Below are 13948 nucleotides of genomic sequence, written 5' to 3' on the forward strand. Positions count from 1 at the left end.
GGAGGAAGCATGAATATACGAAGCAAATTTAGAAGAATATTGGATGAAATTAATATAGATAAAATAGTATTAATATTATTATTAATAACTCCTATAATTGATTTAATAAATGGTTTTTTTGATTATGTATTAAAAAGTGAATTTTCTCCAGGAGTAATTATTAGAGCAGTTATACTAATGATATTGATTTTAATATTCTTGCTTCAAAATAAAAAAAATATTATAAAAATAGGAGTATGCTTAATATTATTTATTATTCAAATGATATTAATATCATTTGAATATCATATTGAATTATTTAGTGAAATATCATTTATATCTAAGATTTATTACAATATTTTAATGATATATATATTAAATAATATGTTTAAAAATAAGATAAGAAGCATGAGTAAGTATATAAATACTTTAGTATATGTAAATATTATATGTACTTCTAGCATTATTATATCAAGAATTTTAAATATTGGTGTTAATTCTTATGGAAGTGATGGTGGTTTTAAGGGATTATTTATAGGATTAAATGATATAACTTCCACACTAGTGGTAACATTTCCATTTGTTATTTATAAAGCAATAAATGAATCAAATAAGAAAGAAAAAATATTCTATTTAATTTTTTCTTTAATATCAGGAATTAATATAGTTCTTATAGGTACTAAAACTGCAATAGCAATGTTCTTTCTAACTATAGCATTCTTTATATATAATTTTATTAAAAATAAAGGAAGTAAAAGAAATTTAATTGTTTTAGGAACATGTGTATTGATTTTTCTAATTATATTTAGAGTTTTTTATTGGGAAACATTCAACAATACTATAATTGAGAGAATGAAGTTTTTCTTTAAAGAATTAGATTTCTTTACATTCTTAGTTAGTAAAAGAAATCTAACTTTAATGGATGCACTTCCTCTTTGGGCATCTAAATTTAAATATATTGTATTTGGGGTTGGATTCACTCAAGGATCTGATTTTATTGGAACTTTCTTAAAAAATCATGGAATGATAGAAATGGATATTTTTGACATTTTATATTTTTATGGAATAATAATGTTACCAATTATTATAATTCCAACTTTTAAAGTTCTATATAAATCAATTAAAATTTTCTTAAAAAATGAGATGTTTATTGAAAAATTACTTTCTTTAGTCTATATAATTAATTTTACAATTATGTTTTTAGGAGGACATGTTTTATTAAGCCCATTAGCAGGTATATATTTTGCAGTATTATATGCAATAGTTAATAATATGGAATTATCAAAAAGAAAGATTCCTATTTTAGAGAAAATCAAGAAAACTATTTTAAAAGATAGATATATATTTGATAATAGAACAAAAGTTTATAATTTTGGACCGAGTATTTATTTAAAAGGTGGAATAGCAACAGTAATAAGACAAATTTATGAGTCTAAAGAAATAAATAGAAAATTTAAAATATACAATATTTCTACAATTTATAATAATAAAATTAAAGATTATTTTAAAGCTTTAATTAAAGCTATATTTATAACTCAAGGAAGTATAGCACATATTCATATGGCATCGGATGGAAGTTTCTATAGAAAAGCAATTATTGCTTTTATTCTAAGAAATCGAAGTAAAATAATAATACATATTCACGGTGGAAATTTTTATGATTTTTATTTAAAGAGCAATCCATTTGTAAAAATATTAATTGAACAAGTATTAGAGTTAGCTGATAATATAGTTACGGTATCACATGGTCTAGCTGAAGATATTAAGAGAATTAATGTTTCAAATAAAGATATTAAAGTAATTTATAATTCAATAAGTAAACCAGAGAGTAAGATTGATTTTACAAATAAAGAAAATAAACTTCTATTTATGGGGAAATTAGAAAGTTATAAAGGTATATATGATATCTTAAAAGCAATTAAGAATATTAAAGATGAATTAATAAGTAACGGCTGGAAGTTATTAATTGCTGGAGATGGAGATGTTTATTCGATAAAACTCCTTATAAAAGAATATAAAATAGAAGATATTGTAGAAGTATTAGGTTGGATAGATGGAAATTATAAAAGAGAGATATTAGGTAAAACTAAAGTTTTGATTATGCCATCGTATATAGAATCATTTGGAATATCATGTGTTGAAGCTATGAGCTATGGCAATGCTGTAATTGTCAGTAATATTGGAGGGCTTCCTGAAATTGTAGATAATAACATAAATGGAATTATCATAAGTCCAGGAGATATAGAAACCTTGGGAAATGCCATATTATCATTGATAAAAAATGAAGATATTATGATTAATTATTATAATAATAATATTGAAAAATCTAAGAACTTTTATGAAAAAAATATGATAAATGAAATTTTAAAATTATATAAGAGTTTAGAAACATAAATTTTTATGAAAGTTGGAGAAAGTATGGGAAATAAGAAGATTCTAATAGGAATGATATTAATTAATCTGATTAGCATAATATCAGGATTTCTTAGGGATAGTAGCATAGTTATAGCATTAGGAGCAACTGAAATATCAGATATTTTTATGTTTATAATAAATCTTCCTACAGTTTTATTTAGTTCTATAGGGTGGGTAATTATGTCAACATTTTTACCTACTTATGTAGACCTGATGGTTAATAAAGGTAAAGATATCGTAAATAATTTTACAAATACATTTATAAAATGTATAGTGATCATTTCAAGCCTTTTTGTTGTAGTTTTGTTGATATTTAACAAAGTTTCAATTAATATTTTAGCACCAGGATTTAAGGGAGAGGCATTTCTGTTAACAAAGGAGCTATTTTTTATAATGGTTCCATCATTAATTTTTTTAAGTATTTCGTCATGCTTTTCAGCTATTTTGAATGCTAACAAAAAGATGCTTTGGGTTTCGCTTATGGGAATTCCTATTAATGTAATGACTATATTTAGTATGATTTTAGTTTATCCAAACTATGGAATAAAGTACTCAACTTTAGTTGTTCTTTTAGGCACTTTTTTACAAGTATTGATTTTTGTAATACCTCTAAGAAAAATTAATTTTAGATTTAATAAGAAATTTGACATAAAAGATGAAAATATTAAAAAATTAATATATATTATTGGACCTATGTTTATTGGTATAATGGCGCAGCAAATAAATAGTATGTTTGGAGGGGCCATTACTTCAACATTAGAAGCTGGTAGTTTAACAGCGTATAACTTATCTAACAAAATAGTGAATGCAGTCTACAGTTCTATAATTTTAATTGCTATTAATTATATATTTACATACTTGTCTCATGACTATGCAAAAGGAGAGATCAATAAATTTAATAGGAAAATTTCTTCATCAGCTAATATGATAATACTAGTTCTATTACCTTTAACTTTATTATTAATTAAGTTTAATCAGGAGATTATTTCACTTTTGTATGGGTATGGTAATTTTAGTAGGAATGATGTTTTGTTAACAAGTAGGATACTTATTTTTAGTAGTATAGGAATTATATTTATGGGAATAAGAGAACTTATAAATAGATCCTATTATTCTACTAAGGAAACAAAAATACCAACAATTTATAGTATTATTGGTATTGGATTTAATATTCTATTATCTTTAATTTTATGTAAAAGATTTGGAGTTTTAGGGGTTGCGTTAGCAGGATCTTTATCGATAGTAATATCAGCTATTGGTATATGTTATAAGTTTCAAAAGGATTTTAATACTGAATTAGTATCTTTTGTTAGCTTCATTAAATACTTAGGATTAACTTTAGTAATGTATTTTATTATTAGCTTTTTAAAGGAAGTAATACAATTTAATATGAATTATATTGTTAATATGTTTATTATTGGAGTTATTTCTTTATTTTTATATATTATTTTATTATTTATATTTAGAATTAGAATAATAGATTATATTAAGGAACTATAGGTGAGTATATGTTGAATGCAATTAAATTATATAGAATATCTCATTTTTTATACAAAAAAAATATACCTTTTTTACCTAAAATAATTAAAGGAATTATTTTTATTTTATATAATTCAATAATTCCTTATGAATGCGAAATAGGCAAAGGTACATTACTTGGATATGGAGGCATTGCAGTAGTTATTCATAAAAATGCGGTTATAGGAAGAAACTGCGTGATATCTCAATGTGTTACTATCGGGGGAAAAGAAGGGGCAAATGGAGTGCCTGTTATTGGCGATAATGTATTTATTGGAGCAGGAGCTAAGGTTTTAGGAAGAATAAAAGTTGAATCTAATAGCAAAATAGGAGCTAATGCTGTTGTTTTAAGGGATGTTCCTGAAGGAAAAATAGCAGTTGGTATTCCAGCAACCATAAAAAAATAATAGCATTTATATTTAAAATAAAACAAAGATATATAAATAGATTTCTATTAGATTATTTTTAAAGGAGGAATAAGTTTGTCAAAATTATATTTTGGAATAAAATTATTATATATAAGATTAAAAAGTTTTATCATAATAATTTTTTTTGGAATATTTGGTTTGAAGTGCGGAATTAAAACCCAATTTTATAAGAAGCCTATTGTTTCTGGATATTTGAATAAAATTAGAATAGGAAATAATTGCTCACTGCATGAAGGTATTAGAATAGTAGTTAATAAAGAAGGATACCTAAATATAGGAGAAAATACACTTATTTCTTCAAATGTTAATATTAATGTAGGAACGGGCAATATAAGTATAGGTAGTAATGCAATGATCGCATCTAATACTTATATAATAAATAATGACCATGATGTTTTTGACAACTTAAGTGTACGATTTTCAGGGCATATAACCGAATCGATAATCATCGAAGATAATGTTTGGATTGGTGCTAATGTAACTATATTAAAAGGCGTTACTATTGGAGAAGGAGCTATAATTGGAGCAGGTTCTGTAGTAACGAAAGATATATTACCTTACTCAATAAATTTCGGAAATCCATGTAAGTTTTTTAAATATAGATTTTCAAAAGAGGAATTAACGACTAAATTGATTAATGACAAATATGACAATGAAAAAATAGATAAATTGATAAAAGAAATGTAGGAGTTAGATATATGTCTACTAAATTAAATTGGTACATTAATAGATTAAAAGCAATGAGTGTACAGGAAATTGCTTTTAGATTAAAAAAAATATCTAAAGATAAAATAAATAAAGTAATTTATAAAAGTGGAATAGATGTATATAAGATTGATAATAAAAAATATGATATAAATAAAATTAATAATAAGCTTAATGAGATTTTCAATGAAATAAATTTAGAGAATTTTGATTATAAGAATACATATAAAATATTTTATGATGAAATAAATATTGAAGACAAAATTCTTTGGAATAAAGGTATGAAGTCAAATTGGGATAATATTAAGTTTTCAAAGGATATGGATTTCAAGAATACTGACGAAATAGGAGATGTTAGATATAGTTGGGAAGTTAATAGACATCAGTTTCTAGTGAGTCTTGCATTAAATTATAAAAAAACAAATAATGAAAAGTATCTAGATATCTTAGAAAAGCATTTTTATGATTGGAGTAATGAAAATAAGTTTTTAAAAGGAATAAATTGGAACTCTTCTATGGAAATAGCTATTAGAAGCTATCAATGGCTAATTATATTATTTATTCTAAAGGATATAGATAGAAAAGAATTTAAAAATGATATTATTAATTTTATCATTAACTCAACTAAATATGTTATGAATAATTTATCTCTATTTTCATCAGCTAATAATCATTTGATTTTAGAAGTAGCAATTTCCTCTATAATTGGTTATTGTTTTGAAGACTTAGTAAAGCAAAACTGGTTTAAAAAAGGATATGAAATACTAAATAGGGAATTAAGGAATCAATTCTTTGAGGATGGAGTAAATAAAGAACAGGCTCTTCATTATCAGGCTTTTGTTACTGATATTATGCTACAGTATAATACTGTAATGAAAAAAATAGGAGTACAGCCTATTGAAGAAGAGATCATAAGAAAATCTGTGGAATTTATTTATAATCTTAAAGCTAATGAAGTTTATATAGATTTTGGAGATAGTGATGATGCTAAGATAGTTAATTTTAATTGTGATATAGAAAATTATTATGATTATATATTGGCATTAGGAAGCTATTATTATGAAACTAATTATTATAATAAATTAAGAAATTACAAAGAAGTAGAATTGTTTTATAAATATAAGAATGAGTTTAAAGAACCTCCTAAGAATAATTTTAATATTTACAAAGACGGTGGATATTCAATAATAAAAAATAACAATGACTTATTACTTTTTGATTTCGGACCATTAGGATTTGGAAGTTTAGCAGCTCATGGGCATGCAGATGCACTAAGCGTATGCTATTATAAAAATAATAAGCCGTTTATTATAGATTCCGGAACTTACATTTATAATATTAATAAGGAACAGAGAGATTTTTATAGAAGTACTAAAGCTCATAATACTCTGTGCTATAAAGACGAAAGTCAATCTGAAATGAAAGGACCTTTTTTATGGGGAAATAAATCAGAGACAAAGCTTCTTAAAGTAGAAGATTTAGAAGATAGACTTCAAATTGAAGCTGAGAATAATGGATATAAACCATTTATTCATAGAAGAAATATAAGGGTTTCGAAGCGTTCAGGAGTGATAGAACTAATTGATTATTTTGAAGAAAAAGCAGAATTAAATTTTACTTTAGATAATAATGTAAAAATTGAAGTGCTTCAAAATAATATTGTTAAATTAATAAATGATGAGGTAATATATATTAAATTTGATGGAAAAGTACATATAGAGGATATAGAAATTTCTAAGCTATTCTTAAATAAGGAAAAATCTAAAAGAATAAGAATAGAGCATGATTTCTGTAAGAGTCATACGACAATAATAACTAGGGATATTAACGCTTAAGGGGAAATAATTATAAATTAAATGTGAGGTAAATAAATATGAATAAAGTTAAATTGTTTGACTGTGAAGTTGCAGCAATTAACATGAATGAAACGGTAAGTGAAGTTGAGAGAATAATAAAAGCTAGACAGTTAACTCAACATGTAGTAATAAATGCTAGTAAAGTTGTACTAATGAATAAAAATAAGAATCTAAAAAATATAATTCAAGAATGTCCAATAATAAATGCTGATGGACAGAGTATAGTTTGGGCATCTAAGTTTTTGGGTAAACCATTGCCAGAAAGAGTGGCAGGAATAGATTTAATGGAAGAATTAATTAAGCTCTCTAGCAAAAAGAGATATTCTATTTATTTCTTCGGAGCAAAAGAGGAAGTTGTATTAAAAGTAATTGACATATATAAGAATAAATATCCAGGGCTTAAAATTGCAGGTTATAGAAACGGATATTTTAACGAAAATGATAATGATAAAATAGTAGAAGATATGAAAAAATCAAATGCAGATATATTATTTGTTGCTTTTAGCTCACCTAAAAAAGAATATTGGTTATCAGAAAACATAGATAAAATTAACATTCCTTTTTGTATGGGGGTTGGAGGAAGCTTTGACGTGGTCGCAGGTGTTACTAAAAGAGCACCAATATGGATGCAGAAATTAGGATTAGAATGGTTTTATAGATTTTTACAAGAACCTAAAAGAATGTGGAAAAGATATCTAGTTGGAAATAGCAAATTTATTGCCTTAACTATTAAAGAAAAATTAAAATTAAATAATTATTAGTATAAAGGAGGCATATTGAAGTGAAAAGTAGATTAATTAGATTAGCTCAAGGATGCTTACATGTAGAAAAAATGTATGGACAAGAGTTTAATAGAATGTATGACTTCCTAAAGGAATCTCAGTGGTGGGATGAAAATAAGCTTAAAGAGTATCAATTAGAAAATTTAAAAAGTACTATAATTAATGCTTATGAAAATGTTCCTTATTATACGAAATTATTTAATGAATATGGAATCAATGCGTATGAGATACAGGACTTTTCTGATATAGAAAAGATACCATATTTGACAAAAGAAATTATACATGAAAATATAAATGATTTATATAATAAAAATTATCCTAAACATAAGATTGAGTATAAAACTACTGGTGGATCTACTGGAATACCTATGGGATTATATCAAGATAAATTTTATACAAGAAAAATTGAGCATGCTTTTGTAACTCATATGTGGAGCAGAGTTGGATACGATAAAAATATAAATAATAAAATTGTATATTTGAGAGGAGTACATTTAAAGGGAGAATATGAAAAGGATGGAAAACATCTTTTTTTAAATTCTTTTCTTTTGAATAATGATAATTATTTAAGATATATTGAGAGAATAGAAAAATTTAATCCTGATTTTATAAATGGATATCCTTCTTCATTATATATATTATCAAATTTTATTATATATAATAATATTAAGATAAATATCCCGAATTTAAAGGCTATACTGTTAACTTCTGAAAATATTTATGATTTTCAAAGAGAGGCAATTGAAAAAGCGTTTGGGAAAAGAACATATTCGTTTTATGGACATACAGAGAGAGCATGTATAGGCGGTGAATGTGAAGATAGTAGAAATTATCATATTCATTCTGAATATGGATATACAGAATTAATTAACAGTGAAGGTAAACATGTATCAAAAGAAGGAGAGTTGGGAGAAATAGTATGCACTAGCTTTATTAACCCAGTAATGCCGTTTATACGCTATAAAACAAAAGATATCGCTGTAAATACATTAGAAAAGTGTAAGTGTGGAAGAAATTACATGAATATAAAGAGGGTAGAAGGAAGAGTTCAAGATTTTATATTTGATAAAAAAGGTAATGTAATTACTTTTATATGTCAAGATGAACCGTTTTGGGCTATAAAAGAAAAAATATATGCATATCAATATATACAAGATAGCATAGGAGAAATATTATTAAATATTCAGCCTAGAGAAAAACTATCTAATGAAGAGATCTTAACTATACATAAAGAGTTTAATAATATATTTTTAAATATAGATCTAGATATAAAAATAGTAGATAATATACCAATAGGGCCCAATGGAAAGTTTAGGTACTTGATTCAAAATATAGAAAATAATATGTTTAAATAAATTGAAAACTATTATTGAGTCTAACAAAGGGTACTGAAGTAAGAGTCAAAAATTAAGCGTTTTTTATAGTTTTATAAATCATATTAAAATATCCCAGTAAGGCAATTTTATAGTTTTACTGGGATTAAAATAATTCATATCTTTAATTTTTAATATTAAAAATTGATTTTATTATTTAACTATTTTATATCATTAAAAATATAATTTCTCATTTGTTCTTTAGCTGTTTCTATATCAAAAGTTAAGTAATAAATTTCATCTATTAGTTTACCTTCAGCATATCCATCTCTTGGGAATCTATCTTGTTCTAAATTATTTCCTATAGCAGCTACATTTGTTGCAAGAGACAATATATCACTTGTAGTTAAGCTAGTTTCTACAAAAGGTAGTAATTCATTTAATAGTGAAGGATAGGAAGTCACAGGAGTGCTTAGTATTTTATTAGATAATGCATTTAATACTGTTCTATGCCTTTGAGTTCTCATATAGTCCCCCCCAGCTGTATCTCTAATTCTTGAATATGCAAGGGCTTGAATTCCATCCAAGTGTTGCAAGCCGGGAGAATATATCTTAGCTGAAGATGTACCCTCTTGATAATTTAGCACATCGATATATTCATTAAAAGATTGTATTTCATCATTAGTAATTTCTATATCAACCCCGCCTAAAAGATTTATTATAGTAGGTAAGCTTGAAAAGTCTACAGTTATATAATCTTTTATATTTAAACCAAAGTTTTCATTTATTGTTTTAATTGCTAACTGAGGTCCGCCAAATGCATAAGCGTGATTTATTTTATCTTGTCCATGACCATCTATATACACATAAGAATCCCTCATAATAGATGTTATTTTTAGCTTGTTATGAACAGGATCTAATGTAGCTATCATGATTGAATCTGAACGTCCTGTTTGTCCATCCGTAGCATCTATTCCAAATAGCGCAATATTTTTTATTTTATTTACATTATTATAATCTTTAAATTCTTCTTCAACTATTCCTAAATCTGTATTATCCAATTTAACATTATCCATCTTATTTAGAAGTCCTATAAAATATCCACCGCCTAATACGGCAAATGCTAGTATTACACATAGAAAGCCTAAAAAGATTTTAAAACCTAATGACTTCTTTTTTTTATTTTTCTTTCTTTTTCTAGATTTATTATTTTCAATTTGTGACATTTTTACACTTCCTTTCAAGAAAATATTTTATCATAAATTTAGTATCTGTTTCAATTTAAGTACTATAAATGTAATAAATAATTATGATTTAAAGACCTGGCTCATGCAAATATGATGTATTAAAAGGATCAGAAGTAAGAGGATCAAATAAGGATGAAACAGATTTATATCCAATCCCTTCTCTAATCATATCTCTATTATCGAGCTTATATTCAAAGCAAGCCTTTAAAACTTTATTTTTTTCTATTTCATTATCTGAAATACTTTGAATTAATAGTTTATTATTATTTGTAGGCATTAATTCTTTTCTGCCAAAGAATCTGCAATCTTTTATTTGGTTTGATTTATATAAATCATATAATATATTACCAGTTTTTAAGTGTTGTTCATGTAAATCGTATTTATAGCTGTGAGTAACATGAGTAACATTACTAAATTTACTTTCAAAATCTAAAACAGTATTTTTAATTAGATTTTCATCTAAGTTTTTTTCAGATTGATTCAAGAATACTAAGTTTTTTTCTAGTACTCCTAATTGAGCAGTAGCAGCTCTAAATTCGTTGTTTCTTAAGGAAGTCTTTTTTTCAAGGCTAAGATTATTATATCTTGGATCAGTAAATACTCCGCTTTCATCCCCATCGCTTATAAGAACAACATATACATTTTCTTGGCCAACTGCTTGAATAGCATCTACTATGGCGCTTCCAGCAAAGATTGTTTCATCATCTTGATGTTGAGAGTAAAAGACAACTTTTTCAGAGTATAAGTAGCTTTTAGCCTGGTTTACAGCAGATTGATTTATATCTCCAAAGGAAGTTAATGTCTTTGCTCCAGCTATAACTGATTTATCAGAGTTCTTATCTATTAATACCACTGGTTGTTTTAACGCAGAGGATGTTAATGCATCTATAAGTTCTTCTGATTTACTTAAGTTCATATGAGTTTTATCACTAAAAAATTTATTTATAACATTTTTGTTAGTTTCAAATCTATTTTTGCCATTTAATCTTTCAGAAAAAATATCAAAAGACTCATTTAGTACGCCAGTTCCACCAATTGCATATGATTTAATATTTCTTTTATAATCAGTAGTCTTTCCATCGGTTAAAATTACTGGATTACCTGTTTTGGCTGCAACAGGAGCAATACTCATAGCATCAGCTTCACCTATTAGGCCGTTTACATAATAGATTTCATCTATGTTTTTAATTTTTTCAATTTCATTAGCAACATAATAAGAAGTTAAAAATCTATCTTTTCCACCTAATCTAATAACAGTTTTTCCAGATTTCTTTAGTTTATCTTCTATATCTTTAGAGATAACGCCTTCACCACCTACTAAGTATACCGTATTTACATTTTCTATTCTTATTAAAGTGGAATCAGGTATATTATTTACTTCAGTAAGTAATATAGGAGCATTTAAGCTACCACTTAGCCCACTTGCTGATAAACCATCAACTAAAGCCAATCCATTAACTAATATAGCTGTAGAATAATTTAATTTATCAGAAATTAACGCTGCTGTTTCGTATCTAGTGCTCCCGGCTATATAATCTATGGAGAGAGCTTGTACAGAAAAAGTTGAAATAGATAAAAGAGATAATGAGATAACTAATGTTTTTAAAAAATTTCTTTTCATTTTAATACTCCAATCTAGTAAATAATATAAATTATACCATATTAAAAATAAATTTATCAAATTTGTATAAATTTTACTAAATTTACCTTGAATCATAACATAGCTTTCTTGAAGAATTTTTTGATATAATATATAATTATATTATGTAAAGTTTAATATAAATAAAAAAATGAAGAAAAGAAAGGATGGGGATCTTGGGAAAACAGAAAAATTTTAAATTTATAGGATTGATAGTAGTATTTTCATTAATTTTCAATCTTGCTTTACCTTTATTTGACATAAAAGCACATGCATACGAAAATAGTTCTAAAATGGTGGAACAAGAATTGAAGGAAATAGTTTCTAAATATGGGGAAGCAAATGTAAAATTTGAAGATGGTTTGTATGTTTACGTTGGTGAAGAAATCAATCTTACTGATTCTGAGAATTATCAAGAAGTAATATGGAACTCTGAAAATGAAGAAATTGTCAACGTAGAAAATAATAAGTTAACTGGAGTAGAAGAAGGTACAACATTTATCGTTGGGAAAAAGGCTGAAACGTATTATATAAAAGAAGTATACGTTTCGATGGAAAGTGCAAATGTAAGATCTATAAATAATTTAGAATCAAGAGCAAGCTCACAATATGTTGTTTATATTGATCCTGGTCATGGGGGATATGATCCTGGTGCTCAAGGTAATGGAATAGTAGAAAAGGATATAGTTTTAAATTATGGACTTAGGCTTAAGGAAAAACTTGAGGCAAATGGAATAAAGGTAATAATGAGTAGAACTTCAGATGTATATGTATCTTTAGAAGATAGAAGTAGGGGAGCCAATAATGTAAATCCTGATATTTTCATTTCAATACATATTAATTCAGCAGGAGCTACTAGTGCGTCAGGAATAGAAACATTTTATAAGAAAGATATAGACAAGCCTTTAGCAGAAAAAATTCAAAGTAAATTAATTAGTTATACTGGTGCTGTAAACAGGGGAGCTAAATGGGAGGATTTCCATGTAGTTAGAGAAACTAATATGCCAGCAAGTTTAGTAGAATGTGGGTTTTTAACAAATGTAAACGAGGCTGATAATTTAAAAAATTGGGACTATCAAGAAAAACTTATAAATGCTATGTTAGATGGAGCATTAGATTATTTATATAATAGCAATCCGTTGGTAGCTAATAGAATATATGGAAATAACAGGTATGAGACATCTTATGAATTATTCAAAAATGGATGGAGTAGTTCAGAATATGCTGTTATAGCTCCAGGTTTAGATTATCCAGATGCTTTGTGTGCAACCCCTTTAGCTACTAAGTATAATGCACCTATAGTATTAGCTGAAAATACTTCATTAAAAAATCAATCTAATCTTTTAAATTTATTAAAATCTAAGGGTGTAAAGAATGTATTTTTAGTAGGGGGGACTGGGGTTATACCTTCATCATTTGAAAGTGAGCTTTCAGCACAAGGTATAAGTAGTAAGAGACTTGGTGGAAAGAATAGATATGAAACTTCAGTTCAAATATCAAAAGAAGTTGGAAATAGTTCTGGTGAGGTTGCGGTAGTAAGTGGTTTAGACTTTGCTGATGGTTTATCAATATCATCAATTGCAGCAATAAGAAATATGCCAATATTACTAACAGAAAAGAATCAACTTCCTAGTGAAGTTTTAAATCATTTAAATGGTTTAAATATAAGTAAATCTTATGTTATAGGTTCAAGTGGTGCCGTATCTGATAATGTTGCTAGTAAGCTTTCAAATGTTGAAAGGCTTGGTGGTAAGAATAGATACGAAACAAATAAGAATATCTTTAATAAGTTTAAATCTAGTTTAGATCTTAGTAACTTATATATAGCTTCAGGATTAGATTTTCCTGATGCATTATCTGTGTCTGCACTTGCAGGAAAAAATTCAGGATTTGTTGTACTATCAAATCTTAATTCTGCAGAGCCAGATGTAAAGGAGCTTATGACATCAGTAAGACCTAATTTACAAAACATATATGTTTTAGGAAGTAGAGCTATTATAAGCGATAGTGTACTATATAATTTAGGTATAAATATTATAAGATAAAGTGGAATTATCAAAATTTTA

The 13948-nt window shown here is 26.0% G+C and carries 10 protein-coding genes; 8 read left to right on the forward strand and 2 right to left on the reverse strand.

Annotation, left to right across the window (positions count from 1 at the left end; genetic code table 11):
* The first annotated feature begins 9 nt into the window (after positions 1 to 9).
* The 7 genes from I2A75_RS07000 (at position 10) to I2A75_RS07030 (ending at position 9038) form a co-directional block, all read left to right on the forward strand.
* Positions 10 to 2373, forward strand: a complete 2364-nt coding sequence (locus tag I2A75_RS07000; RefSeq protein WP_195263758.1) for a glycosyltransferase — start codon at positions 10 to 12, stop codon at positions 2371 to 2373.
* A gap of 24 nt (positions 2374 to 2397) precedes the next feature.
* The gene (murJ, locus tag I2A75_RS07005; RefSeq protein ID WP_195263759.1) at positions 2398 to 3894 is read left to right on the forward strand and encodes a murein biosynthesis integral membrane protein MurJ; all 1497 of its coding nucleotides are present in this window, start codon (positions 2398 to 2400) and stop codon (positions 3892 to 3894) included.
* A gap of 8 nt (positions 3895 to 3902) precedes the next feature.
* On the forward strand, positions 3903 to 4319 hold the full coding sequence (locus tag I2A75_RS07010) for a DapH/DapD/GlmU-related protein (protein ID WP_207733776.1): 417 nt from the start codon (positions 3903 to 3905) through the stop codon (positions 4317 to 4319).
* 75 nt (positions 4320 to 4394) lie between these two features.
* Positions 4395 to 5027, forward strand: a complete 633-nt coding sequence (locus I2A75_RS17965; protein ID WP_195263760.1) for an acyltransferase — start codon at positions 4395 to 4397, stop codon at positions 5025 to 5027.
* A gap of 11 nt (positions 5028 to 5038) precedes the next feature.
* On the forward strand, positions 5039 to 6880 hold the full coding sequence (locus I2A75_RS07020; RefSeq protein WP_195263761.1) for an alginate lyase family protein: 1842 nt from the start codon (positions 5039 to 5041) through the stop codon (positions 6878 to 6880).
* Positions 6881 to 6918: 38 nt separating this feature from the next.
* Positions 6919 to 7662 (forward strand): WecB/TagA/CpsF family glycosyltransferase, encoded by a 744-nt coding sequence (locus I2A75_RS07025; RefSeq protein WP_195263762.1) that lies wholly within the window; start codon positions 6919 to 6921, stop codon positions 7660 to 7662.
* A 20-nt stretch (positions 7663 to 7682) separates the two neighbouring features.
* The gene (locus tag I2A75_RS07030; RefSeq protein WP_195263763.1) at positions 7683 to 9038 is read left to right on the forward strand and encodes a phenylacetate--CoA ligase family protein; all 1356 of its coding nucleotides are present in this window, start codon (positions 7683 to 7685) and stop codon (positions 9036 to 9038) included.
* Positions 9039 to 9217: 179 nt separating this feature from the next.
* On the opposite strand, the gene I2A75_RS07035 is transcribed toward I2A75_RS07030, so the two are convergent.
* Both I2A75_RS07035 and I2A75_RS07040 read right to left on the reverse strand, forming a co-directional pair.
* Positions 9218 to 10222, reverse strand: a complete 1005-nt coding sequence (locus I2A75_RS07035; protein WP_195263764.1) for an LCP family protein — start codon at positions 10220 to 10222, stop codon at positions 9218 to 9220.
* An 88-nt stretch (positions 10223 to 10310) separates the two neighbouring features.
* The gene (locus I2A75_RS07040) at positions 10311 to 11864 is read right to left on the reverse strand and encodes a cell wall-binding repeat-containing protein (RefSeq protein WP_195263765.1); all 1554 of its coding nucleotides are present in this window, start codon (positions 11862 to 11864) and stop codon (positions 10311 to 10313) included.
* A gap of 185 nt (positions 11865 to 12049) precedes the next feature.
* Here I2A75_RS07040 and I2A75_RS07045 point away from each other — a divergent pair, with 185 nt between their 5' ends.
* On the forward strand, positions 12050 to 13927 hold the full coding sequence (locus I2A75_RS07045; RefSeq protein ID WP_195263766.1) for a cell wall-binding repeat-containing protein: 1878 nt from the start codon (positions 12050 to 12052) through the stop codon (positions 13925 to 13927).
* The last annotated feature ends 21 nt before the right edge of the window (positions 13928 to 13948 follow it).

The organism is Clostridium sp. 1001275B_160808_H3, from assembly GCF_015550425.1.
Lineage (GTDB): Bacteria > Bacillota > Clostridia > Clostridiales > Clostridiaceae > Clostridium.